At 66.1% G+C, this 25,072-nt stretch carries 22 protein-coding genes; 12 read left to right on the top strand and 10 right to left on the bottom strand.

The window, feature by feature from the left end:
- Positions 1-306: 306 nt before the first annotated feature.
- The 3 genes from ACFQI8_RS01085 to ACFQI8_RS01095 are packed head-to-tail and all read right to left on the bottom strand — an operon-like array spanning position 307 to position 3,964.
- Positions 307-822: a Zn-ribbon domain-containing OB-fold protein gene (locus tag ACFQI8_RS01085; protein ID WP_390242274.1), complete on the bottom strand. Its 516-nt coding sequence runs from the start codon at positions 820-822 to the stop codon at positions 307-309.
- Positions 819-2,015, bottom strand: coding sequence for a thiolase C-terminal domain-containing protein (locus ACFQI8_RS01090; RefSeq protein ID WP_390242275.1), 1,197 nt, complete (start codon positions 2,013-2,015; stop codon positions 819-821). The genes ACFQI8_RS01085 and ACFQI8_RS01090 overlap by 4 nt, the downstream gene beginning before the upstream one ends.
- Before the next feature lie 2 nt (positions 2,016-2,017).
- Positions 2,018-3,964 (bottom strand): 3-hydroxyacyl-CoA dehydrogenase/enoyl-CoA hydratase family protein, encoded by a 1,947-nt coding sequence (locus tag ACFQI8_RS01095; RefSeq protein ID WP_390242277.1) that lies wholly within the window; start codon positions 3,962-3,964, stop codon positions 2,018-2,020.
- A 336-nt stretch (positions 3,965-4,300) separates the two neighbouring features.
- On the opposite strand from ACFQI8_RS01095, the gene ACFQI8_RS01100 reads away from it, so the two are divergent.
- The 6 genes from ACFQI8_RS01100 to ACFQI8_RS01125 all read left to right on the top strand — a co-directional run bounded on the left by ACFQI8_RS01100 (position 4,301) and on the right by ACFQI8_RS01125 (position 9,970).
- Positions 4,301-5,560 carry an ABC transporter substrate-binding protein gene (locus tag ACFQI8_RS01100; RefSeq protein ID WP_390242279.1) on the top strand — a complete coding sequence of 420 codons (1,260 nt, stop codon included), beginning with the start codon at positions 4,301-4,303 and terminating at the stop codon, positions 5,558-5,560.
- 5 nt (positions 5,561-5,565) lie between these two features.
- A complete protein-coding gene (locus ACFQI8_RS01105) occupies positions 5,566-6,588 on the top strand; it encodes a branched-chain amino acid ABC transporter permease (protein WP_390242280.1) in 1,023 nt (340 codons plus the stop codon).
- Entirely contained in the window at positions 6,585-7,712 is a 1,128-nt protein-coding gene (locus ACFQI8_RS01110; RefSeq protein WP_390242281.1) for a branched-chain amino acid ABC transporter permease, read from the top strand. Before ACFQI8_RS01105 ends, ACFQI8_RS01110 begins: the two co-directional genes overlap by 4 nt.
- A gap of 36 nt (positions 7,713-7,748) precedes the next feature.
- Complete coding sequence (locus tag ACFQI8_RS01115) at positions 7,749-8,531, top strand: ABC transporter ATP-binding protein (protein ID WP_390242283.1); 783 nt, start codon at positions 7,749-7,751, stop codon at positions 8,529-8,531.
- The gene (locus ACFQI8_RS01120; protein WP_390242284.1) at positions 8,528-9,235 is read left to right on the top strand and encodes an ABC transporter ATP-binding protein; all 708 of its coding nucleotides are present in this window, start codon (positions 8,528-8,530) and stop codon (positions 9,233-9,235) included. Before ACFQI8_RS01115 ends, ACFQI8_RS01120 begins: the two co-directional genes overlap by 4 nt.
- Before the next feature lie 213 nt (positions 9,236-9,448).
- The gene (locus ACFQI8_RS01125; RefSeq protein WP_390242286.1) at positions 9,449-9,970 is read left to right on the top strand and encodes a winged helix-turn-helix domain-containing protein; all 522 of its coding nucleotides are present in this window, start codon (positions 9,449-9,451) and stop codon (positions 9,968-9,970) included.
- Between the two features lie 80 nt (positions 9,971-10,050).
- Here ACFQI8_RS01125 and gdoA read toward each other — a convergent pair whose 3' ends face one another.
- The 7 genes from gdoA to ACFQI8_RS01160 all read right to left on the bottom strand — a co-directional run bounded on the left by gdoA (position 10,051) and on the right by ACFQI8_RS01160 (position 18,400).
- Positions 10,051-11,127 (bottom strand): gentisate 1,2-dioxygenase, encoded by a 1,077-nt coding sequence (gene gdoA / locus ACFQI8_RS01130; RefSeq protein ID WP_390242287.1) that lies wholly within the window; start codon positions 11,125-11,127, stop codon positions 10,051-10,053.
- A 96-nt stretch (positions 11,128-11,223) separates the two neighbouring features.
- Positions 11,224-11,400, bottom strand: coding sequence for a Trm112 family protein (locus ACFQI8_RS01135; protein ID WP_004967944.1), 177 nt, complete (start codon positions 11,398-11,400; stop codon positions 11,224-11,226).
- Positions 11,401-11,470: 70 nt separating this feature from the next.
- On the bottom strand, positions 11,471-11,881 hold the full coding sequence (locus ACFQI8_RS01140; RefSeq protein ID WP_390242289.1) for an acyl-CoA thioesterase: 411 nt from the start codon (positions 11,879-11,881) through the stop codon (positions 11,471-11,473).
- Positions 11,878-12,579: an acetate--CoA ligase family protein gene (locus ACFQI8_RS01145; protein WP_390242291.1), complete on the bottom strand. Its 702-nt coding sequence runs from the start codon at positions 12,577-12,579 to the stop codon at positions 11,878-11,880. The genes ACFQI8_RS01140 and ACFQI8_RS01145 overlap by 4 nt, the downstream gene beginning before the upstream one ends.
- Positions 12,572-13,987 (bottom strand): acetate--CoA ligase family protein, encoded by a 1,416-nt coding sequence (locus ACFQI8_RS01150; RefSeq protein WP_390242292.1) that lies wholly within the window; start codon positions 13,985-13,987, stop codon positions 12,572-12,574. Before ACFQI8_RS01150 ends, ACFQI8_RS01145 begins: the two co-directional genes overlap by 8 nt.
- 87 nt (positions 13,988-14,074) lie before the next feature.
- A complete protein-coding gene (locus ACFQI8_RS01155; RefSeq protein ID WP_390242958.1) occupies positions 14,075-17,101 on the bottom strand; it encodes an FAD-binding and (Fe-S)-binding domain-containing protein in 3,027 nt (1,008 codons plus the stop codon).
- Between the two features lie 420 nt (positions 17,102-17,521).
- Positions 17,522-18,400 carry a fumarylacetoacetate hydrolase family protein gene (locus tag ACFQI8_RS01160; protein ID WP_390242294.1) on the bottom strand — a complete coding sequence of 293 codons (879 nt, stop codon included), beginning with the start codon at positions 18,398-18,400 and terminating at the stop codon, positions 17,522-17,524.
- Between the two features lie 116 nt (positions 18,401-18,516).
- Here ACFQI8_RS01160 and ACFQI8_RS01165 point away from each other — a divergent pair, with 116 nt between their 5' ends.
- The 6 genes from ACFQI8_RS01165 (at position 18,517) to ACFQI8_RS01190 (ending at position 25,072) form a co-directional block, all read left to right on the top strand.
- A complete protein-coding gene (locus ACFQI8_RS01165) occupies positions 18,517-19,026 on the top strand; it encodes a gamma carbonic anhydrase family protein (protein ID WP_390242295.1) in 510 nt (169 codons plus the stop codon).
- 341 nt (positions 19,027-19,367) lie between these two features.
- Complete coding sequence (locus ACFQI8_RS01170; RefSeq protein ID WP_390242297.1) at positions 19,368-19,871, top strand: hypothetical protein; 504 nt, start codon at positions 19,368-19,370, stop codon at positions 19,869-19,871.
- Positions 19,868-21,382 carry a UbiD family decarboxylase gene (locus tag ACFQI8_RS01175; RefSeq protein WP_390242298.1) on the top strand — a complete coding sequence of 505 codons (1,515 nt, stop codon included), beginning with the start codon at positions 19,868-19,870 and terminating at the stop codon, positions 21,380-21,382. Before ACFQI8_RS01170 ends, ACFQI8_RS01175 begins: the two co-directional genes overlap by 4 nt.
- Complete coding sequence (locus ACFQI8_RS01180; protein WP_390242299.1) at positions 21,382-22,887, top strand: UbiD family decarboxylase; 1,506 nt, start codon at positions 21,382-21,384, stop codon at positions 22,885-22,887. The genes ACFQI8_RS01175 and ACFQI8_RS01180 overlap by 1 nt, the downstream gene beginning before the upstream one ends.
- Positions 22,884-23,861 carry an MBL fold metallo-hydrolase gene (locus ACFQI8_RS01185; RefSeq protein ID WP_390242300.1) on the top strand — a complete coding sequence of 326 codons (978 nt, stop codon included), beginning with the start codon at positions 22,884-22,886 and terminating at the stop codon, positions 23,859-23,861. Before ACFQI8_RS01180 ends, ACFQI8_RS01185 begins: the two co-directional genes overlap by 4 nt.
- A gap of 56 nt (positions 23,862-23,917) precedes the next feature.
- On the top strand, positions 23,918-25,072 hold the full coding sequence (locus ACFQI8_RS01190; RefSeq protein ID WP_390242301.1) for an acyl-CoA dehydrogenase family protein: 1,155 nt from the start codon (positions 23,918-23,920) through the stop codon (positions 25,070-25,072).

The raw sequence follows: 25,072 nt of genomic DNA on the forward strand, positions 1-25,072 counted from the left end.
CGTTCCCGTATCGGCTTCTGCCGGTCGGACAAGTACCCGAAACGCGACGAATAGGGCTTTCGACTGCATTACGACGCGCTCGTGCCGTTTCTCGAACCGCTCGACTTCACCGGCGTCACCCTCCTCTGTCAGGACCGGGGGCGGCGCTATCGGGTCGACCGCCGCGGGGGGACGACGGCTCATGAATGTCCGGCCGCGTGAACGCGCACACGCAGTACGCGGTGGCGTGTCTGTCCTCCAATCGGTGGCGTACCGTTCCTCCAGTCGTCGTCACCTCGACCGACGACCCGGAGGTTCGACCGCCCGCTATACGGGCGTGAACCGATAGAAGACCCGGTCTTGGTCGGTGGGCCCGTCTATCTCGACGATTTTGAGCCGGACCTCGCTCCCGATTTCGAGGTCCTCGTACGACGCGTCGTCGACCCGCGCCGAGAGTCGAATCTGGCCGAGGTCGACGACGCCGGCGACGAACGGCGTGTCCTCGTTCATCCCGATTGCGGACGTTCCGCGTACCTCGGTAAAAGAGTACATCTCGCCCTCGTGCGGGAGGTCGACGTATTCGAGGTCGTCGCTCGTGCACTCGGGACAGACGATACGCGGCGGGAAGTGAAGCTCACCGCACTCGCGACACTCCGTGGTCGTGAATCGGCCGTCGCGGAGGTTCTCGTAGAACTCGTGAATCTGCGTGTGTTCGGCGTCCTGTAGCTCGTAGAAGTCGAGGAGCCGCGGCAGTTCGACCTCGGAGGGAATCGAGATGGTCTCCCGCGGCACTTCGCCGCCGTCTGGCAGTACGTGGTCGTCGTTCGATGGGTGGTCGCTCATTGTGGGTCCCTCGCGAGCGTCATGACGCTGTGCACTGAGCCGCTACCGCTGAGGTTGTGAATCAGCCCCGTCTCTGGGTCACCCGCGACCGCGCGGGCGGACGGCACCGCGCCGGCGAACTGGCGGTAGACCTCCAGTGCCTGCGAGACGCCGGTTGCTCCGAGCGGGTGTCCACAGCCGAGCAGGCCGCCGCGGGGGTTGACCGCGACGTCGCCGTCGAGTTGACTCCGCCCGTCTTCGACGAACTGCCCGCCCTCTCCGGGCTCGCAGAAGCCGAGTTGTTCGTACTCGATTATCTCGCTAATCGAGAAGCAGTCGTGGACTTCCGCGACGTCGATGTCCCGAAGCGGGTCGTCGATTCCGGCCTGTTCGTAGGCCTCCTGCGAGGCCTCGCGGGCCTGCGGCCACGTCGTCATCGACGGGAGGTTGTTGATGGAGTTCCCCGCCATACAGGACTGACCGCTTCCGGTGATGTACGCGGCGGTCTCGGCCCCGATTTCGTCGGCTTTCTCCTCGCTGACGAGCAGGAGCCCCGTCGCGCCGTCGGTGATTCCACTGCAGTCGAGCAGGTTCAACGGGGGCGCAATCGGGTACGAATCGAGCACGTCGTCGACGTCTACCTTCTTTCTGTACTGCGCGAAGTCGGTCTCGGCGGCGTGGTTTTTGTTCTTGGCGCTCACCATCGCGAGCTGTTCGCGCGTCGTCCCGTGTTCGTGCATGTGTCGCTGTGCGAACTGCGCGAAGTGCGACGGCCCGTTGAGCCCGTTGACGCCGTCGAACTCCCTGTCGAGGACGTTCGTCATGTTCGACTGCATCTCGGGCATGTACTCCTGTCCGAGGTTCATCTTCTCGACGCCGAGGACGAGCGCGACGTCCAGTTGCCCCGCGGCGATCGCGAGCCACGCGTATCGGAGCGCGGCCTGCCCGCTGGCGCACGCCAACTCCGTCCGCGCAATCATCTTGTTGGCGTTGATACCCAGCAGTTCCGCGGTGAGCGGGGCGACGTGGCTCTGGAACGCGAATCGCTCGGGCTGGACGGCACCGACGAACAGCCCCTCGACGTCGTCCGGTTCGATGCCGTCGACGTCGTCGAAAGTCGCCTTGCCGGCCTCCTGTGCGAGGTCTTTCCACGTCGCGTCGCGCGCGCCCCACTCGGTCGTGCCACCGCCGACGATGGCCGCGTTCTGTGGCATCGTCAGTCCTCGAAGTTCGGCTGGCGGTCGTTTCGGAACGCCTGGACGCCCTCTACGACGTCGTCGGTGCTGGTGAGGAGTCCGAACCCTTGGCTCTCCAACTTCAGTCCGGCGTCGAGGCTGGCGTCCTGTCCCTCGTTTATGACCTGCTTTGCGACCTTGAGCGCCGTCTTCGGCCCGGCCGCGATGTCGTCGACGAACGCGTCGACGGTGTCGTCGAACTCGTCGGGCGAGACGGCTCGGTTGATAATCCCCCACTCGGCGGCCTGCCCGGCCGGAATGTGGTTCCCGCGGAAGACCAGTTCCTTCGCGCGCGGTTCCCCGATGAGGCGGGTGAGCCGCTGGGTGCCGCCGCCGCCGGGAATCAGTCCGAGGTCGATTTCCGGGCTCCCGAACGTCGAGTTCTCGGTCGCAATCCGAATGTCGCACGCCAGCATGAGTTCGAGGCCGGCACCGAGACAGAAGCCGTCGATTGCCGCGACCGTCGGCCGGTCGAAGTTGTAGATGCGCTCAATCGACTGTTCGACGTCCATAATCTCGGTCGGGGCGTTGGTGAGAAAGCCCGTGATGTCCGCACCGGCCGAGAACGCGCGGTCGCCGGCCCCGGTGAACACCACGCACGAGACCTCGTCGGTGTCCGCGGTCGACAGCGCGCGGTCGACCTCCGCGAACATCTCCTCGGAGAACGAGTTCAGGCGCTCGGTGCGGTCGAACTCGATGGAGAGAACGCCCCGTTCGTCGAGGTCGACGTTGAGGAACTGATACGGCCATGCTCCCGTGTAGTCGTAGAACCCCTTGCCGGCGGTCTCACCCGTGTCGCCGTTTTCGACGAGCTCTCGGAGGTACTCGGCGGGCCGATATCGCTCCGCTCCGGTCGCTTCGTGAAGCGATTCGAGCTTTTCGAGCACGGCGTCGAGGCCGATTTTGTCGCCGACCCGGCAGGTCCCGAGGGGGAACCGTCCACCGAGGCGGACGCCGAGGTCGATGTCCTCCGGCGTGGCGACGCCGCCGCCGACCAACTTGGCGGCTTCGTTTATCATCCGCGCTTCGATGCGGAGCGTGTCGAACTCACCGGCGTCGTTGGGACCGTACGTCGGTCCGTCGCCGTCGTCGTACTCGTAGAAGCCCGACCCCGTCTTCCGGCCGAGCGTCTCACGCTCGACCATCTCCGCAATCGGCGGGGGCACGTCGAACTCGGAACTGTCGAGGAAGTCGTACCCGATGTCGATACCGCTGTAATCGTTGAGTTCGAATGGGCCCATCGGGTAGCCGCGCTGGAAGACCATGGCCGAGTCCGCCTGTTCGACCGTACACGCGCCCTCGTCGAGCATCCACGCCGCCTCTCCCATGAACGGGACGAGCACGTTGTTCACGACGAACCCGTGGACGTCTTTTTTGACGTCGATTGGCGTCTTCCCGACGGACTCGACGTAGGAGTGCATCGCTTCGACGGTCTCCTCGCTGGTCTGTTCGCCGTGGACGACCTCGACGAGCGACATCTTCACCGGCGGGTTGAAGTAGTGGGTCCCGACGACCTGTTCGGGTCGGTCGGTGGCGTTCGCCATCTCCGTTATCGAGAGCCCCGACGTGTTGCTCGCGATGACCGCGTGGTCGGGCGCGTACCGGTCGACGTCCGAGAACGTCTCGCGCTTCAGTTCCATCTTCTCCGGAACCGCCTCGACGACGAGGTCCGCGTCCTCGACCGCGCGTTCGAGGTCAACGAACCCGCTGACGCGGGAGAAGACGTCGTCCGCCGACTCGTCTATCTGTCGCTTCTCGGCGAGTTTTTCGAGACTCCACTCGATGCTCTCGAGTCCGTTGTCCACGAACTCCTGTTCGATGTCGCGGAGTGAGACCTCGTAGCCGGCAATCGCGGCCACCTCTGCGATACCGTGGCCCATACTGCCGGCACCGAGGACTGCGACTCGCTCTATGTCGTTGTCGTGCATCGTCTATACTGTACTTAACCCGCCTATTCAATGTTGCGGGAAGAATACATACTGTTAGGCACAAGTCGATTTAATAGTACAAAAGATATTGATGTTGCCCATGTAAGAGATATTGGAAACTATACCGCCGAAACTGAGAACACTCGTCGCCACCACCCCACCGGAACTGTCGGTCTCCCGGACTGTCGTGCGACGGCCGGTCGCCGAGCGACACGGCGTCCGCACAAGAGCAACTGTACAGTCTATGACGAGGAGGCTTTCAACTGTTAATCCTCCCAGAATTTTTCCTAACCATCGAAAAGGATATAACTCCGTGATTCAAGTACAGATTGGACCATGAGATCATTTAGCAGACGAGAGTTCGTTAAGGTCGCCGGGGCGGGAACAGTCGTCGCGTCTTCGGGGCTCGCGGGCTGTACCGGCACCGGCGGTTCGGGCGGCGGAGGCGGTGGCGGCATCGGCGAGGAAATCACGATTGCGTGTCCGACGGCGCTAAGCGGGGCGTTTGCCCCGTACGGAGAGGCAGAACGAGACGGGGGGATGCTCGCCGCCCGACATCTGGAAGAGGAGTTCGACGTCTCCATCGAAATCATCACCGGCGACTCCGCCGCCGACCCGAACGAGGCGGTGAGTCAAATCGAGGGGATGGTCGTCGACGACGGCGCACACATGGCGTTCGGCGGCGTCAGTTCTGCGGTCGGCATCGCCGTCGGCGCGTGGGGGTCGGAAAACCAGGTCCCAGTCTGCGTACACGGCGGGTCCGACGATATCACGGGCTCGCAGTGCGCGCCGTATATGTTCAGCACATACATGTCGAATACGATGCAGTTGGGCCCGGTCGCGCCGGCGATGGCCGACCTCGAAGACGACTGGTACATCCTGTACTCGGATTACACTTGGGGGCAGACGGCCTTCGAGGCGTACTCCGAGGCCCTCGAAGCCGAGGGGGCCAACGTCGTCGGCAGTCAGGCAGTTCCGTTCCCCACACAGGAGTACAACCCCTACCTCAACAGCGCGGCGAACTCCGATGCCGGCGGCATTGCGTTACTCGTCGCGGGGTTAGACCAGCGGGCCTCGACCAGTCAGATACTCAGCCGCGAGATGCAGGACGACTACTCGTTTATGATGCATCAGACCGAAGACGTCGGGCTCTGGGGTATCGACCCGGCGGCCGCGGCGCTCTTGGACGTGAACAGTCAGGGCTGGAGCCCGTCGCTCGACGTCCCGGAAGACTGGCTACAGGAGGTCGCCGAGGTCTCGGACCACGACCCGTTCGTCCGTCACTACATGGGGTACGTCTCCGTAGACCAACTCGTCCGCGCCGCGGTTCGTGCGGACTCTCTCGAAGGAGCGGCCATTCGAGACGAACTCTCCGGACACGAGGTCGAAAATCAGACCATTTACGACCTCCAGCCCTCCGCTGACACCATCTACTGGCGTGCGGGCGACCACCAGTTGGTCCAGCCGACCCACATGACGTCCGGGCGTCCGGTCGAAGAACAGCAGAACGACCCGAACAAGGTCTGGTTCGACGTCGCGGACACGATGAGCGGAGACGACGCGTCGCCCGAACCGAGCGACGAGTGCGAACGCTAACTGAGATGGCTACTTCTACACTCAGGCGACTCGGAGCCGGGTCGCGCTCGACGTCCGCCGTCGGTGTCGTTATCGCGTCGGCCCTGCTGTTCTTGCTCACCTTCGCCGTGTTCCCCGACCTGTTCGTCCAGAACCTCATCGGGGGCGTCGCCTACGGCATGGTCTTGGCGATTATCGCGCTCGGGTTGGCGCTCATCCTCGGTCTCCTCGGCGTCGTGAACTTCGCTCACGGCGGGCTGTTCATGTTGGGCGCGTACGGTGCCTACGAAATCGTCGTCACTCAGGGGCTGTCGTTCTGGGTCGCGCTCGTCGTCATCCCGATTGCCGTCGGCGTACTCGGCGTCGCGATGGAGGTGAGCGTCCTCCGCCGACTCTACGGGAAAAACCCCGTTATCGGCCTGTTGGCCACGTTCGGCGTCTTCTTGATGATAGAGGAGGCGACGAGGGCCCGCTGGGGCGGAACGCCGCTCACGTTCGACATCCCGTCGGTGTTACAGGGCGCGATTCCCCTCGGCGTGGGACAGATTGCGACGATACGACTGCTGACCGTCGTCGTCGCGGCGTTCATCATCGTCGGTATCTACAGCCTCATGTACCGAACCGACTTCGGGCTCACGATTAGAGCCGGGCTTCAGGACAGGGAGATGGCCGAGTTCATCGGTATCAACATTCCGATGCGGTTTACCATCGTCTTCTTTCTCGGCTCCGCCATCGCCGGGCTGGCCGGCGTCCTCCGGGGCGCCGAGACGGGCATGGACCTCTCGCTGGGATTCGAGTTCGTCCTCCTCGCGTTCGTCATCGTCATCATCGGCGGGGTCGGGAGCATCTTCGGGAGCGTCGTTAGCGGCCTTCTGGTCGGCGTCAGCGTGTTTATCCTCCCGGTCACGGCTCGGGCCCTCGCGACCGTGACCGGCGTCGACGCGCTCAACGTCGCCGGAATCGGCGGCGTCGTCCCGTACATCGTGATGCTCGTCGTCCTCTTGGTTCGACCGCGCGGGCTGTTCGGCGAGGAGGGGTTACTCGAATGAGCTACACGGCTCGGCTCAAGCGACTGACGAGCGACGTGGACCTGGATACGGTCCGCGAACTCAAAGTCCCAATCGGAATCGCGTTGGTCGCGTTCCTGCTTCGCCCGGTTCTCGGCTCCGAACTCGTTCTCGGCACGCCGCACATCGCGACGACCATCCTCATCTGGATGCTGTTCGCCGCGGCGTTCAACCTCCTGTTCGGCTACGTCGGACTCCTCTCGTTCGGTCACGCGATTTTCCTCGGAACGGGAGTCTACGTGACCGCCATCGGCCTCTCCGAGTTCGGACTCCCGTTTTCGCTGATGACGGTCGTCGCCATGGTGTGTTCGGGGGCAATCGCCTACGGAATCTGCCGGATAATCGTCCGGTACGGGGAGATTTACTTCGCGATGCTCACGCTGGCGTTCGCGATGGGCGTTCACTTCATCGTGAACTCCAACCCGTACGGGCTGACCGGCGGCTCCGACGGGCTCCGTTCGGGCACGACGCCCGAATGGATCGGCAGTTTCAGAGGCCAGCGAGTCATCGACGTTCCGTGGTTCGCCGACCTACTCGGCGCGTTCGGGCTCCAACCCAGCTACTACTACTTCGTGGCCGTGGTGTTCGTTGTCGCGATGGTCCTGCTGTGGCAACTCATCCGGTCGCCCTTCGGACAGACGCTCGTGGCGATTCGAGACAACGCGGAACTCGCCCGGGCGATGGGCATCTCCGTGAACCGGTACAAGGTCTGGGCGTTCACCATCTCCGGCGCGTTCTCGGCGCTGGCCGGTGCGTTGCTCATGCTCAGTAACTACGGGGCCGCAATCGAGAACTTCAGCCCGGAGACCAGCGCGGAGGTGCTTTTGATGACCATCTTCGGCGGCGCAAACTTCTTTTTCGGGCCGTTGGTCGGCGCGTTCAGTTGGTTCGGCGTGCAGGAGTTCCTCCAGTCGTTCGAGGTGCTGGGCCTCCCGGTCGTCGGCGCTATCGAACTGAGCGGCGTCCTCGGCTACTGGCGGTTCTTCTTCGGATTTGCCTTCGTCGTCGTCATCCTCCTCTCGCCTCGTAACGGCGTCTGGGGCTACGTCCGGAACGGGGTACAGAACGGCATCGACGCGCTCCGACAGCGGGGTTCCGATGACTGAGTCGCATTCCGAAACACCCTCGGAGAGACAGTAACTATGCATACAGATACCGATCCGAAAGAAGCGGCGTTAGGCACAGACGGCCTCACCCGGCGGTTCGGCGGCCACGTCGCGGTCGACCGTGTCGATTTGGCCGTCTCGAAGGGCGAACTTCGGTCGATAATCGGGCCGAACGGGGCGGGCAAGACGACGCTTTTCAACGTCCTCACGAACGCGCTCGCTCCGTCCGAGGGGCGGGTGTACTACGACGGGACCGACATCACGGACGTGCCCCAGTACGAACGTCCCCACATGGGGCTGGTCCGGTCGTTCCAGTCGAATCAGCTCTTCGAATCGAAGACGACGCTCGAAAACGTGCGAATCGTCGCACAGACCATCGAACAGGGGTCGTTCTCGTTCGATTTCTTCCGCGACGGTCAGCGCGTGGCGGAAGAGCGGGCCTACCAGATACTCGACCAGGTCGGCCTCACACCGCTTGCCGGAGAGACGGCGACGAACCTCTCGCACGGCGACCAACGGCGACTCAGCATCGCGATGGCGCTCGCAACGGACCCCTCCGTGCTACTGCTCGACGAACCGACGAGCGGGATGGGGCCCGCCGAAACGGAAGAGACCGCCGAGATGATACAGTCTATCCAGTCCGAGTTGGGGCTCACGCTACTGCTTATCGAACACGATATGAGTATCGTACTCTCGATGAGCGACCGCATCTCCGTCCTCGACCGTGGCAAGATAATCGCGACGGGCGAACCGGACGCGATTCGTGACGACGACGCGGTACAGAAAGCGTACCTCGGCGGTATGCGGGAGGAGCTATGACGCTTTTGACCGTCGACGGACTCGAAGCCGGGTACGAAACCGGACAGGTGCTGTTCGGCATCGACATGGAGATTTCGGAGGGTGAAACGGTCTCGCTGTTAGGGCGAAACGGGGCCGGGAAGACGTCCACCATTCGCTCAATCGTCGGCGCTGAGACGCCTCGCATAATCGACGGGTCGATAACGTTCCGGGGGACGGACCTGCTCGCCTGTCAGACACACGAAATCGCCGACTTCGGCCTCGGCTACGTTCCGGAGGAGCGGCGGTGCTTCCCGCGACTGACCGTCGCGGAGAACATCCACGTGGCGGCGACGTCCGTCGACGACCCCCTCCCCGAGTCCGAGATGTTCGAGTTCTTCCCCGAACTCGACCAGATACGCGACCGCGAAGCGAAGAACCTAAGCGGCGGGCAACAGCAGATGGCCTCAATCGCCCGCGCCCTCGTCGCGAACCCGAAGTTGATGCTACTCGACGAGCCGTGCGAGGGCCTCGCGCCGACAATCGTCCGGCAGGTCGAAGCGGGCATTCGGCGGATAAACGAAGAGCGCGGCGTGACGGTGCTCATGGTCGAACAGAACGTCGCCGCGGCCATGGCAATCGCCGACCGACATTACATACTGGAGGAGGGCAACCTCGTCAACGAGGTGACGACAGCGCGGCTCAGGGAAGACGAAGACCTCCGACAGGAGTATCTCGGCGTCTGACGCGGTTTGACCCGCGTCCCGAGCGCGAGGGGAATCGAACGCTCGAACGCTCGCCGACCGTCCGGCTTCGGGTCGCGTCGGTCCGACCGGCTGTTTCGATACGAGGCTCGGAGTCGGCACGGCCTTCGCATCGGGGCGGTTCTTCTCGGCGGGACGCTGATCCCAGTCGGCTCCGAAAACCTATCGTACCCCGGCTTCCAAGACCGGGCTGAGATGACCAACAAACGACCCGACTGGGAATTCAAAGACCGCGATATTATCATTCTCCGCGAACTCGGCCGCGACCCACAGCTCTCCGCTCGGGAGTTGACGACCGTGCTCAAAGAGGAGTACGACATCGACGTCTCGCACGTGACGGTCAGTAAGTCGATTCGCGATATGCGGAGCGCGGGCGTGTTTCGGGAGGCCATCATTCCGAACGAAGACTACTTCACGTTCTCGCTGATGGAGTTCAAATTCAACCCGGAGAACTTCGCGGACCACTGGCGGGAGACGATGGAGTTCCTCCGCGATAGCCAGTACACGCTCTTTTATTTCCTCTCCGACGGCGAGTATCAGTGGAAGGCGGTCATGATGTTCCCGAGCCGAGAGGTGCAGTCTCGGTGGCTCCACAACTTCTACAAGGACCACGGGAAGATGGTGCACAACGTCCGTAGTTCGGTGATGACCAACGTGCTGAAGTTCGGGACCGAACCGCAACTGTTCGACCATCTCAAACAGGATACCGTCAACTGACCGCCGACCGGAACCGCACTCCGGTTCGGTGATATCTGCTGAGGCGCGAACGGAGTGACGCCGGGAGCCGGACCGCGCGGCTACGGTTCGGCCTCGGCGTAGAAGTTGAACGCCTCGAACACCGGGCGGTCGGTCATCCCGAGGAGAATCGCTTCACCGTCGGGGTCGTGGTGATGAATCTCGTCCGGCGGAATCACGAAGATGTCGCGTTCGCTCCATTCGAGCACGTCGTCGCCGACGTGCGTCGCGCCCTCGCCCTCGATGACGAAGTACGCGTCGACGGCGTTGTGGAAGTGCGGGTCGGTCTCCGCTTGAAGCAACTGCGCGCGGAACGACATCGTCGGGAACAGCGGCGGCTGTCCAGTCGCGGGGTTGACGTACGAGAGACTGTAGCCGTCGTGCGGGTCCGGCTCGTCGTTTTCGGCTCGCTGTCGGAGGGTCTGGAGGGTGTCTTTCCAACTGAATCGGTACGGCGGCGTCGCGGCGCAGTTCCCCTCGAAGGGTCCGGGAATCCCGTCTTCCTTCGTGTCCTCGAACGGGCGGGCACGCCCGTACTGCGACTCCCAGTAGCCCTGCGACTTCGTCACTGGCTGGCGGTCCAACTCGTGGTTTTCGAAGGTGTTGCGCGCGTTGAGCGAGTCGAGGACGAGCGGGAGGTCGAGCACGTCGAGCCACGCGGCCGTCTCGTCGCCGTCGTTGACGTGGTCGTGCCACTCCCACTGCGGCGTCGTGATGAGGTCGTTGTCCCGCATCGGGAACTCCTCGCCCGCGACGACGGTCTTCATGTCCTCACTCCCGTCGATAGTGAACCGAAGCGCGTTCGCCCCGTGTCGGTGTGCCGGCGCGGTCTCGCCGGGCGAGACGGTCTGGACGCCGAGGTAAATCGTGTTCGAGATGGCGTTTCGGTATCCCGTGTTGACGGGCACGGCGACGCGTCGCTGGAACCCCGGTGGGAGGTCCGCGATGGGGACGTCGTCTTCGATGGCGTCGATCGACGCCTGAATATCGTCCCACTTCCAGATGTCCGCCTCGAACCCGCCGAATTGGTTTCCGAAGTCCTTTTCGACTTCCCAGAGAGGTCGCAGGTCGTTCTCCTCGAGGAGACGCTCCGTGTCGGTACTCATCTCTAGGAGTTCCTCCGGCTCTTGTTCGGCCATGACGAAACGTTTCCGAGGATTGTTCATAAATGTATGGGTCCATTCTCGTCGCGTGACGCCGCTTCGGGCGGACGTCGTCGCCCCACTCCCGGGTCGCTACTGGCTCACCTGCGCGTCGAATATCTCCTTCGAGGGGTACAGCTCACGGCAGTCCTCGCAGACCATCTGCCCCTGAATGGCGTACTCCCAGAGCTTTCCGCCGCAGGTCGGACAGTCGAAATGGGCCCGGACGAACGGGTTCGATTTGGCGTAGATGTTTTCGAACTCGGCCATACGGCCACACGGTTCGGACGTCACAAAAACATGTCGTCGGTCGCCTCGACCACGGCGGCTCCGGCGTGAGTCACCCCTCGGTGTACGGTTCGATGGCCTCCCGGAGTTCGACCGGGAGGTCGCGCGAACTGACGTCGTCCGTGCTCGCACAGACGCGCGTCTCGTGTCCGGTGAACGTCACCGCGCCGTCTTCGTTGCGCGCGACGTAATCGAAGCGGAGGCTCCGGGTGCCGAGCGTCGGTGTGATGGTTATCTCGATGTTGTCGCCGGCTTCCATCGGGCGCTCGAACTCGAAGTCGATTTCGACGAGCGGGAGCCCGAAGTCGTAGTCCAGAGAGATTTCCCAGAGCGGAAAGCCGACCTCCTCCATGAACATATCCGAGCTCTCGTGGAGCGTATCGACGATGCGGGGGTAGTGCGCGATGCCGAAGGGGTCCGTATCGGAGAACCGGACCGTCCACGTGCGCTTGAAGCCGGTCATTCTTCGAGCACCACGAGCGCGTCGAGCGCGGTCGCACCGCTCGGCGTCACCAAAACCGGGTTCACGTCGATTTCGGCGATCTCCTCCCGCTCGACGAGCAGGTCGCCGACGCGCTTGACGACGCCCGCGAGCGCGTCGATGTCCGCTCGGTCGCGCCCGCGGTAGCCTTCGAGAAGCGGCACCGACCTGAGCTCCTGTACCGCCGCCCGCGCCGTCGCCTGCGTGACGGGGGCCAGCCGATGGGCGGTGTCTTCGAATATCTCGGTGAAGACGCCGCCGAGTCCGGTGAGCACGACGGGACCGAACGAGGGGTCCCGAAGCCCGCCGACGATGACCTCGGTGCCGGCGTCGACGTCGGCGGCGGCTTCGACCAGCACGTCGGCGTCGATACCGCTGTCGGCGGCGGCATCGAAGACGTCCGCCGCGACGGCCGCCGCCTCGTCAGCGTCCGAGACGCCGACAGTCACGCCCAGTCCACCCATCCACTCGCTTTTGTGGGTCACCGCCGGGGAGGAGACTTTGAGCACGACCGGGAACCCGATTCGCTCGGCCGTCGCGGCGACCTCGTCGGGTGTCGATGCGACCTCGAACGCGGGGGTTTCGACGCCCGCGTCGGCGAGGAGCGCCTTCGCCTCGGCCTCGGTGAGAGTCGTCCGGCCGTCGGCGCGAGCCCGTTCGATGGGGTCCGACTCACGCATTGTCGACCACCTCCGCGGGCGCGGCTTCCGCGTTGACGCGCGCGTACTCGGCCAGCGCGGCGACGGTATCGGCGGCCCGTTCGGGCGACTCGAAGACGGGGACGCCGACGGATTCGAGTTCCTCGCGGTCCGGTTCGAGGAGCGATTCCGGGCCGGCCGTCGCGAACACGACCGGCTTTCCGACGGACTCCGCGAGCCCGTCGAGGTCCTCGGTGGGGAACCCGAGCGCGGCCTCGTGAAGCTCGTACACGAGGACGGCGTCGACGTTCTCGTCGGCCGCGACCGCGCGGACGACCTCGCCGAACTCCGGCATCGGCCGCCCCGTATCGACGGGGTTCGCCGAGTACGTGATGCCGGGGAGAATCTCGTTCACCGTCGCCGTCGTCTCGTCTTCGAGCGGCGGGAGCGAGACGCCGGCCTGTTTCAGGCGGTCCGCGATGATGATGCCGGGACCGGCCTGCGCCGTCACGACGCCGACGTTCGTCCCGTCCGGAAGCGGCGCGGTCGCCGCGACGTGTCCGGCGTCGAGGAGCTGACTCGTCGAGTCGACCGTCGGCACCCCGTACTGTGCGAACCCGGCCTGATAGAGCGCGTGGTCGCCGGTGAGCGCGCCGGTGTGCGATTCGGCGAAGTCGCCGACGTCCGCCTCGCCGACCTTGTAGGCGAAGACGGGCGTCTCCGCGTCGTAGCAGGTTTCGAGGAGCGACCGCGCGTCGTCGGTGCCCTCGACGTGGAGCACGATTGCGCCGGTGTCTGGGTCGCCGTCGAGATATTCGATGACCTCCTCGAAGCCGACGTTCGCACGGTTGCCCAGCCCGACCATCGCGGAGAGCCCGCGTCGCTCGCGAGTCGCCTGAAACGCGATGGAGTGGGCGACGCCGCCGCTCTGGGCGACGATTGCGAGGTCGCCCGCAGGGAAGCTCTCGACGCCGGTGGCGAACGAGCCGTACAGCCCCGTCCGCGGGATGACGAACCCGCTCGTGTTCGGGCCGAGCAGGGCGATGCCGTGTTCGTTGGCCGTCTCGGTGAGGCGGCGCTGTATCTCCGCGCCGTCGTCGCCGGCCTCGGCGAAGCCGCCGGAGTAGATGACGGCGGCACCCACGCCCGCCGCGCCGCACTCTTCGATGACCTCCGGCACGACCGGCGCGGGAACACAGAGCAACGCGAGGTCGACGTCGTCGTCGATGTCGGTCACCGACGCGACGAACGGTTCGCCGAACGCGGCGCCCTCCGCGGACGGGTTGACTGGGTAGACCCGCCCGCCGAAGTCGTGGACGTTCTCCATCGCCTCGTAGCCGATTTTCCCCGCTTTCGTCGACGCCCCGACGACCGCGATAGAAGACGGGTCGAACAGCCTGTCGAGTTCGAATTTATGAGTCACGTCAGCACGTATTCGGAACAGGAGCATAGTGCTTTCGACCCCGCGAACCCCCGGCCGCGGGCGTCCGCGCGTCGCCGCTCAGGCCGACTTCGATGCGGTTCGGGACTGGCCGTTCTACCGTGTGGTCCGGACGGCCCGTTCGACCTGTTCGATTGGTGTCGGGGGGCGTTCCGCGTCGTCGTCGCGGTCACCGAGTTGGGTCCGGCAGGACGCGCCCGGCGCGACGACCCGCTGTCCGTCACTCGCCGCCACCTGCTCGAACAGAATCTCCCCGATGGCGTCGCTCATCGACCGGTGTTCGGCCTCGTAGCCGAAGCTCCCGGCCATCCCGCAACAGCCGGAGTCGAGCGGGTCGACGGCGTAGCCGGCGCGCCTGAGCACGCCGACCGCGTGGTGGTCTTTCTTCACGGACTTCTGGTGACAGTGGCCGTGATAGGCGAGCGACTCGCTCGGCGCGTCGAACGCCAGTCGCTCGTCGAGTCGGAACGAATCGAGGTACTCCATCACGCCGTAGGTGTTGCGAGCGACCCGCTCGACGGCGGGCCCCGAGAGCAGGTCGAGGTAGTCGGACTGGAGCATCACCGCGTCGGACGGCTCGACCAACACGACGTCGCGTCCCGCTTCGACCTTCGGGGCGAGTTCCGCGACGTTCTCGCGCGCCGTGTCCCGCGAGACGTCGAGAAAGCCCTTCGAATGTGCGGGCCGGCCGCTGTCGGTGTGGTCCGCGAGTTCGACGCGAACGCCCGCCGCCTCCAGCACGCGCACGGCCGCTTTTCCGGGGTCCGGGTGACTGTAGTTCGTGTACGTGTCGACGAAGAAGACGGCCGTCCGCTCGGCGTCCGCCGGGGCGACCTGCGACCCGCCGCGGGCCTCGAACCAGTCGTGGAGCGTCTCGCGCTCGAACGACGGGAGCGTCGCCTCGGACGTGATACCGACAGCGGACTCCAACAGGGACCGCGCGCCCGGGATTTTCGTCGCCCAGTTCGAGACGGGAGCGAACGCGCTTCCCACCTTCGAGAGCGTGTCGACGTTGGCGAACAGCTTATCGCGGAGGCTCGCCCCCTCGCGCTGGTGGTACTCGTGGGTCATCTCGGCTTTCAGCTTCGCCATGTCGACCTCGCTCGGACAGTCGTTCGAACAGCCCTTACAGCCGATACAGAGGTCGAGAACCTCGTGCATGAACTCGTCGTCGAACTGCTCGTCCGCCGAGAGGTCGCCGCTCATCGCCTGCCGGAGGAGGTTCGCGCGGCCACGCGTCGACTGTATCTCCTCGCCGCTGGCCCGGTAGGTCGGACACATCACGCCGCCGGTCGTGGCCTGGTCGCCGCGACAGCCGGCACAGCCGTGACAGAGCTCGGCCATCCCCTCGAACCCGTTGTCGTTCGCCCATTCGAGCGCGGGGTCGAAGCCGGCGTCGAACTCGTAGTCGGGGTCGTATCGCAGGTTTTCGGTCATCGAGACGCGCCGGGCGCGCTCGGGCGCGTCGTCCGGGAGCGACTCGTCCGGTTCGTAGCCGCAGACCTGACCGGGGTTGAGGAGCCAGTCGGGGTCGTACGCCGCCTTCAGCCCTCGGAACGTCTCCCACAGCGAGTCCCCGTAGAGTCTGCGGTTCCACTGGGTCCGCGCCCGGCCGTCGCCGTGTTCGCCCGAGACGCTTCCGCCGAGTTCGACGACGAGTTCGGTCACGCGGTCGGAAATCTCCTCGTACGTCGCGAGTCCCTCGGCGGTCTTCGTGGTGACGAGCGGGCGGACGTGCAGGACGCCCGGTCCCGCGTGGCCGTAGAACGCCGCGAACGTCCCGAGGTCATCGAGCACGTCGCGGAACCCGGTGACGAACTCGGGGAGGTGCTCGGCCGGGACGGCGCAGTCCTCGATGAACGAGAGGTGTTTCTCGTCGGTCGTCCGCGAGAGGAGAATCGGGTTCCCGGCCTTCCGGAGCTTCCAGACCCGGCCGCGGGCCGCCTCGTCGTGGGCCTCGATGGCGTCGACGGCGCTCTCGCCGACGCGGTCCGCGACGAGCGCGTCGACCTTCTCGCGGCCGGTCTCGCCGTCTTCGGCGTAGAACTCGACGAGGAGCGCGGCCCGCGTGCCGTCGGGGAGCATCCCCACGACGTCTTCGAACTCCGAGGTGTCGCCGGCGAGGTCGATGAGCGTGTCGTCGATGAACTCGACCGCCGCCGGGTCGTGTTCGAGGACCGCCACGACGTCTCTGACCGCCGTCATCAGCTCGTCGTAGGTGAGAAGCGCGACCGCTTTGGTCTCCGGGACGGGTTCGAGCGAGACGGTGACCTCGGTGATGAGCGCGAGCGTCCCCTCGGAGCCGGCGAGCAGTCGAGCGAGGTTCACCGACCCCGACTCGGCCTCGTCGACGAGCCAATCGAGGTTGTAGCCCGAGACGTTGCGCTTCAGGTCGGGGTAGCGTTCGCGGACGAGGTCCGACTCCGATTCGAGGATGCGGTGGACTTCGGCGTAGACGCGCTCTCGGATGCTCCCGTTGGGGTCGGCCCCCTCGCGAAGCGCGTCCAGCGTGACCTCGCCGAACGTCGTCACCGTCCCGTCGGCGAGGACGGCTTCGACTTCCTCGACGTAGGCGTCCGTCTTGCCGTACTTCAGCGAGTGCGACCCCGTCGAGTTGTTCCCGATAGCGCCGCCGATGACGCTCCGGTTCCCGGCGGCGGGGTCGGGCGCGAACTTCAGGTCGTGCGGCGCGAGCGTCTCGTTCAGCTCCGACAGCGTGACGCCCGGCTGGACGCGCGCCGTCCGCGCCTCGGGTGCGACCGAAAGCGGCGCGTCCATATATCTCGTGAAGTCGAGGACGACCGCCTCGTTCACCGTCTGTCCGGCGAGACTGGTCCCGCCGCCGCGCGGGAGCACGGGAACGTCTTCTCGCGCGCAGTATTCGACGACCGCCGCGACGTCCGCGGTGTCCGCCGGGAAGACGACCCCGATGGGCGTCACCTCGTAGGCGCTGGCGTCGGTCGCGTACAGCTGGCGGGAGTAGGAGTCGAAGCGAACGTCGCCGCTGACGCGCCGTTCGAGCGCGGCGACGAGGTCCGGCCGTTCGATATCGTCGCTCACGTAGTCGTAGTTCGTGTCCGATGCGTCTGCCGGGTCGGTGGCGGCTGTCTGTCGCGTCGTCATGCGGTGTTCTCGGATAGTAATCGCAACGTCTTGGTCGGTGGTCGCGTCGGCCGACGCCGAACGGCGAGCGCCGGTGTGGTTCGGGCGGGCGCTACCGGGCGTCTCCCCGGACCGGTCGAAGTCGGCGAACTCGGTGTCGGCTCGGTTCCGTTCGTCCGCGATGAGACCCCCGTCTCGGAGAGCCCCGAACCGACACCGGCGGCGGTCGAGTTGACTCTCGTACACGCGAACGGACGGCGTCATCGTATTAGTGGCTTACGCTACCACACGTCACCCGGTCGCTCGTCGCACCGGCGGCTGACCGGACCGTCGGGCGGCCGAAGCGACAGGACTGCCGACGACCGGAGCGACAGGACTGCCGACGACCGGAGCGACTGACGCGTGGGCGGTCAGTCGGCCCGCAAAAAACCGTGGCGAGGGTCAGTTCTGTCCGTGCTTTTGGACGTCCACGTCGGCGAACGACACGTCGCGTTCTTCGACGCCGACGGTCATCGAACCGATGTTCTCGATTGTCGCGTCGACGGTGTCGCCGTCCGCGAGGGGGCCGACGCCTTCCGGCGTCCCGGTCGTGATGACGTCGCCGACCTCTATCGTCGCGCCGATGGAGGCGTACTGGACGACGTCCGCGCACGTGTAGACCATCTCACTGGTGTTTTCGGACTGACGGACCTCGCCGTTCACGGCGAGTTCGAGGTCGAGCGACTGGGGCTCACCGATCTCGTCGGGCGTGACGACGCAGGGGCCGACGACCGTGAACGTGTCGTAGGACTTCCGGTTCGAGCGGTCTTGGTCGCCGCGGACGGAGATGTCGAGGAGAATCGTGTAGCCGAAGATGTTCTCCCACGCCTCGTCGTTAGAGACGTCTTTCGACTCCTCGCCCATGACGAACGCGAGTTCGATTTCGTGGTCGATTCGGCGGTCGGAAAACGGGATGACGATGTTCTCCGAGGGGCCGATGACGCTCGACGGAGCCTTCAGGAAGTAGCCCTTATCCTCGATGGAGAACCACTCGTCGGTCGTGATGTCTTTGTCCGCGATGGCCTCTGCGATGTGGTTCTCGTAGTTGAGCGGCGCGGCGATGACCTTCCCGGGGCGTTCGACCGGCGCGTCGAGCGTGACGTCCGACACGTCGAAATCGGCGTCTGCGTCGACGTACTCGCTCGCGTCGTAGTCTCCCTCCATGTACTCGACGAGCGGTTCGTCGCTCGTGAGCCCGAGGCGGTCGGTCACATCGACGATACCCTCGCCGTCGTCGGTCAACAGACCGAGTCGGCGCTGATTGAATCGAACGAACTTCATTACACTCGTTGATTCACCCGCAGGTGTTTAAATCACACCGGTTCAGGTAGAACGGGAACGCCATCCCGTCGCCGTGACACGAACCACTATACCGGTCGGCGTCGCATCGTGAGGTGATGCAACACACGTTCGACGGGATGGAACCCGTGATAGACGAGCGCGCGTCCGTCTCGGAGATGGCCTACCTCGTGGGAGACGTCGTCGTCGGGGCGCGCGCGAGTCTCTGGCCGTTCGTCTGCCTCCGCGGCGACCGGGGGTCCGTGACGGTCGGCGCGGACACCAACGTGCAGGAGTTCACGATGCTCCACGGCGCAACGGTCGGAGACGGCGTGAGCATCGGTCACGGCGCGGTCGTCGATTTCGCGACTGTCGAGGACGACGCGCTCGTCGGGATGGGGAGCCGCGTCCTCGGCGGGGCGACCGTCGAATCCCACAGCATCGTCGCCGCGAACGCCGTCGTCACCCACGACCAGACCGTGCCGTCGGGCCATCTCGCGTACGGCGTCCCCGCGGAAACCCGACCGCTTTCGGACGCGCAACTGGCCGAAATCGACGACACGCGCGACCACTACGTCGAACTCGGCCGGGAGTTCGTCGAAGCCGGGCCGCATCGCTACGTGGAGTGACCGCCGCCGCGACCGCCACCCCTGCGGGGCCACGCAATCGACAGCTCACCGCTGTTTAGACAATACCGTAGACGAACCGACGTGACGCGCCGACCGCGGTGAGGGGTCGCTACGAACCCAACCGTGCGGTTCGGCGGGTATCGCTCCGCCGAGACGGTGCCCGACTCGATTTTAAATCCCGAACAATCGTGTACAATCGGATGTATACTGTCCAGTATACTCATATAGTATTCTACGCTCTCGGACCGGATAGCCGCCGGTATCGGCACGATGACTTTATGCACCAGCAGTACGAGCGTGTCACCAATGGTGCTGGAAACCGAAGAAGGGGAGTGTGTCGGATGAGTCCGCAGTACATCACGTCTGAGGACCACCTACCGTCGGACACGGGGGGAGAAGTGACGGTTCAGGTGACGAATCAGGAGACAAAGGAGATTTTTCAGACGCGTGCGCGCCTCTCGCGGGACAGTCACGAACTCGACGACCCCGAGCCGCTGACGGTGCTCCGCGGCCCCCACGAGAACGTCGAAGAGCAGTGGTACATCGAGATAATCGAGGCCGACCTCGACGGGGCCCCGGTCGACGACCGAGTCCTCGACCGGTGCATCGAGCAGAGTCGAACGCAGTCCGACGTGGTCACGGTGCGAAGCGAGGACGTCCGCGCCCTCGTCACGTACCTCGTCGAGACCGGGGAGTACGACTCCGTCTCCGAGGCAGTCCGAACGTTCGTGACCCAACACCTCGCCGAGACCCGTCCGTTGCTCCTCGACCGATACGTCGAACGGCGGGTCCGCCTCGAACAGGACGACCTCTCGCGGCGGCTCACAGGTGGTGACGAGACGTGAACGCCGACCACCCCACAGAGAGCCTCCGCGAGTACGTCTCGCGTCTCGAACGCCGGGGCGACGTCGCTCGAATCGACCGGTCGGTCTCGTGGGACCTCGAAGCGAGCGCGATAACGATGCTCGCGAACCAGCGCGACGACCGGATTCCGCTCTTCGAGTCGGTCGCGGACACGGACATCGACGCGCGACTCGTCGGAGACCCGTACCGCGGCAGTCGGCGGCGGCCGTGGGACCGAATCGCCCTCGCGCTCGGACTGGACCCGGGGCTCTCTGCCGACGAGTACTACGAGACGGTCATCGACCGGCTCAAGCGACCCATCGCTCCCGAAACCGTCGACGGCGACGGCGCGCCCTGTAAGGAGGTCGTTCGGCGCAACGGGGACGCCAATCTGCTGTCGCTCCCGTGGCCGTACATCCACGCCGGCGACGGCGGACGGTACTCCAACCTCCACACGATGGTCGTGAAGGACCCCGACTCGGAGTGGATAGACTGGTCGGTTCACCGGGCGATGGTGCAGGACGGCGAGCGCGCGAGCCTGCTTCTCCTCGCGGGTGAGCAGACGCCGAACATCTACTACTACAAGTACGAACGACGGGGCGAGCCGATGCCGGTCGCGCTCGTCATCGGGGGAGAGCCCGCGACGCAGGTGACCTCCTCGATGTGGATACCCACGGGGCGCGACGAGGCGGGGTTCGCCGGCGGGCTGAAGCGCGAGCCGGTCGAACTCGTCGAGTGCGAGACGAACGACCTGCTGGTGCCGGCGAACGCCGAAATCGTCGTCGAGGGGCACGTCGTGCCGAACGAACGACTGGACGAGGGGCCGTTCGGTGATTACTTCGGCTACATGCACGGTCCCCGCCGCTCGATGCCGGTCCTCCAAGTGGACGCGATTACCCACCGACGACGCCCCGTGATACCGTTCTGCGTCGAGGGCTCGGGCGTCGGCCACACGCTGAACACGAGCGCGACAGTCGAAGTGGCGTGCGTCGGACCCGACGCCACGCTCGGTCTGCGAACGGCCGGCTACGACGTCGAGAAGTGCGTTCCGTGGCGGTTCACCTCCCGGACCGTCTACGTCGTTTCGACCGACGTGTCCCGCCCCGGCTACCTCCACGAACTGGCGAACTTCATCTTCACCACGTGGGGGATGCTCCACGTCGACTTCTTCGTGTTCGTCGACTCGGACGTGAACCCGCTGTCGGTTCGGGAAGTGCTCGAATCGCTCGCGCTCCACGCCGACCCGGAGTCGGATTTCCACCAGTTCGGCACGGTCGCGATGCCGAAAGTCCCCCTGAACATCTACCAGACGCCGGAGGAGAAGGGAGACGGCGAGACCGGCACGTCCAAGACCAAGACGACGAAAGCGTACATCGACGCCACCTCGGGCGACGACGACGGGAACCGCGCCGACGCAGGCCTCGTCGACGACGACTTCGTCCGGGAACGCGCCCGTGACATCCTCTCGGCGGCCGGTGTCACCGTCGACGGCACCGACGGAGGGAGCCTGTAATGCTCGGTGTTCGCGACCTGCTCGACCGACTCGACGACGCCGACGACCTGGTCCGAATCGACGAGCGAACGCACTGGGCGGACACCGCGTTCGCGGTGAGCGCCGAGGCGGCGCGGGCCAACGGGCCGGCCGTGCTCCTCACGGACGCCGGGGGCCACGCGCGACTCCTCGCCGGGGGACTCGGCGGCCCCGACCGGCTCGCAGTGCGTTCGCGCGACCCCTGGTCGCGTCTCGGCGCGGCGCTGGGGCTCGGCTTCGACGCGGGCTACCTCGACGTGCTCGACGCGCTGGTCGCCGCCCGTCACGGCGGTCCCGTGCCCGCGGTGGAATCCGCGGCCGCCACGGAGACGGTGTCCGACCTCCGCTCGCTGGGACTCCCGGCGGTATCGGACACCGGCGTCCCGTCGGTCACCCTCGGACTCGGCGCACACTCGGAAACGGCCAACGGTGGAGGCGATGCCGACAACGAGCGGGCGTCCGACGCGGTCGACACCAACGCAGTCGAGTGGTTCCCGGTTCGGGGCTCCGTCCGCGGGAGCAACGGGCTCAGGCTCTCGGTTCCGGCGGAGCTCGCCGCCGACGTCGCCGCGGGAACGACCGTCTCGTTCGCGCTCGGAACGCCGCCGGCGGCGCTCGTGGGCGCAATCATGCGCTGGGTCGGCGAGACGCAGGTCGCCGGCGCGCCGGCCATCGCGAACGTGTTCGGACCGGTTCCGGTGGCCTCGACGGCCGCGGGAGCCGTCCCGGCGGAAAGCGAGGTGCTCGTGGAAGCGACGATTACGGGTCGCGCCGACGGCGACGACGCGGGTCGAGCGCCCGAGACGCGTCGGGAGCCGTGGGAGGACGCGATGGCGACGGCGACCGTCGAGGCCCGCGCCGAACGAGTGACCGTCCGCGAGAACCCGGTCGTCCCGTTCTCACCGACCGGCGCACCGATGGCCGACGGCCGCGTGCTCCTGTCCGTCATCGAGGCCGCCCGTCTGTACGGCCGCGTGAACAACTACTGGGGCGTCGCGCCGGTCGAGTGGCTCGCGTTGCCCGCGGAGACCGGACTCGGCATCTGCCTCGTCGCCAGCGAAATCCTGTACGCGGGCTTCGAGTGGCAACTCGCCAACACGCTGTTTTCGTTCTCGCGGCTCTTCGACAAAATCGTCGTGCTCGACACGGAGACCCGCCCGATGGACCTCGCGCGGGCGTTCGACGACATCTGGGTGAAGGCGCACCCGGCAAACGACTGGGAGTTCTCCGACTCCGCCGCGCCGGCGGCGAGCGCGCCGTACTACCGACAGGACGGCTCGACGGGCGCGAACGTCTACGTCAACGCCGCGTGGGACCCTCGGTGGGACGAGGAGTTCATCGCCCCGCGGGTCACCTTCGAGACGATGTATCCCGAGGCGCTTCGAGAGGCCGTCCGGGCCGACTGGGCCGACATGGGGTTCGACCACGGCGACGAACACGAACCCCGGGGACAGCGAGGCGACGCGACGGACGGTGGTGACGAGTGAGCCCCGACGGGAGGACGGAACGCATCGCGCACACAGCCGCGAGCCCCGAAGGCGAAAACAGCACGTACGTGCTCCCGGACCGCGGCGTCGTCGTCGACCCGGGGCCGCCGGGAGACGCGTCGTGGGCGGTTCTGCGGTCGGGGTTGGCGGCGGCGGGACTCCCCGTCGAGCGGGTCGAGACGGTCGTCGTCACGCACTGGCACGCCGACCACGCCGGGTTGGCTCCCAGACTCGCGGCGGCCGCCGACGCGAGGCTCGCCCTGCACGAAGCGGACGCGCCGTTGGTCGCGGAGTACGCCACCGCGCGGAACTGCCGACTGGACCGAGACGCCCGCCGCCTCCGCGAGTGGGGGGTTCCCGACGCCCTCGTTTCGGGGCTTCGAGACGCCGACGAGCCGTCTCCGATGCCCGACGAACATCCCGTCGTCACGCTCACTGACGGCGCGACGGTGGGGGGCGTCGAGGTCGTTCACGCGCCGGGACACACCGCGGGACATGTCGTGCTCGACGCCGGTGACGCCCTGTTTCTCGGTGACGCGGTCCTCCCGACGTACACGCCGAACGTCGGCGGGACCGACACCAGACTGACCGACGCGCTCGCGACGTACCTCGCCACGCTTGACCGCGTTCGCGAGCGCGCCCGCGCGGCCGACGCCCCACCGGTCGCGTTCCCCGGCCACGGCTCGTCGGTCGAACTCCTCGACCGAATCGACGCGATTTGCGCCCACCACGACGAGCGGGTCCGCAACGCCGTCGCGGCGCTTCCCGACCGGGACGGTGACGGGGTGACTCCGTGGGCCGTCGCGCGCTCGCTGTTCGGCGAGATGCGCGGTATCCACGCGAAGATGGGGGCCGGCGAGGCCGCCGCGCATCTGGCGTTCGCCGCCGACCGCGGGCTGGCCGAACGGGTCGGTGTCGGTCCGGACAGATACGTCAGGGGCGACGCCCGGTCGTTCGACGGCGTCGACCGCTGACCGAGCGGTCGCCGTTTCGCGTTACAGATAAGGTCCTCGACACACGAGGGGAGGGTATGACGTTACTGGAGCGTGCTCTCTCCGAGGAGCACCACGACGTGCTGGACCGCGCGGAATCGTTTGCGACGGAGTCGCTCGCCCCCCGCGCCGAGGAAATCGAGCGAACTCGGGCGTTCCCCCGCGACGTCGTCGAGGCCGCCGGCGACGCCGGACTGTTGGGGATTCCCGTTCCCGAGGAGTACGGCGGCCTCGGCGGGGACTTCCTCTCGTACTGCCTCGCGATAGAGCGCATCGCCGAGGAGAGCGGCGCGGTGGCGGAGACGATTCAGGGCCACACGTTCGCGATGCTCCCCGTGTTGAACTTCGGCACCGACACACAGCGCGAGCGACTGTTACCCGATATGGTCGCCGGCGACGCTATCGGCTCGATGCTGTTGACCGAACCCGGCGCGGGGTCGTCGCCGACGGAACTCGGGACGGTCGCCGAGGCGACCGACACCGGCTACCGCATCTCCGGAGAGAAGTCGTTCGGGACGAACGCGGGCGTCGCCGACATCCACCTCGTCGTCGCGCGGAAACGGCCGCAACCCGAGGACTCCCACGGCGTGAGCGTCTTTCTCGTTCCCAACCCCGACGAGGTCGACGGGTTCTCGTTCGAGCGGGGAGAGTACCTCGGAATGCACGGTCACGTCACCGGCGATTCGACGTTCGATGACGTCGCGGTCGACGCGGACGCGCTCTTGGGAGCCGTCGGTCAGGGCTTCCGCATCGCGATGGGTACCATCGACATGGCTCGGACGGGGCTCGGGGCCATCGGCTGTGGAATCGGCCGAGCCGCGTTCGACGAGGCGGTCGAATACGCCGGCGACAGGCGGCAGGGCGGCAAGGCCGTCGGCGAGTATCAGGCCGTGCAGGTGCTCGTCGCGGAGATGGACTCCCGACTCGAATCGGCCCGCAGTCTCGTCTACGACTCCGCGGTCCGCATCGCCGACGGAGAGGGGGACACCCGCGTGTCGTCGCGGGCGAAGTTCACGGCGAGCGAGGCCGCGGAGTTCTGTGCGCGAAACGCCATGCAGGTGTACGGCGGGAAGGGCTACCGGACGGACTACCCCCTCGAACGGTACTACCGCGACGCCCGCATCCTCGCGATTATCGGCGGCACCACCGAGATTCAAAAGACCACGGTGGCGAGCGCGGCGCTGGGGCTCTGA

The sequence above is a fragment of the Haloferax chudinovii genome (assembly GCF_042663345.1).
Classification (GTDB): Archaea; Halobacteriota; Halobacteria; order Halobacteriales; family Haloferacaceae; genus Haloferax; species Haloferax chudinovii.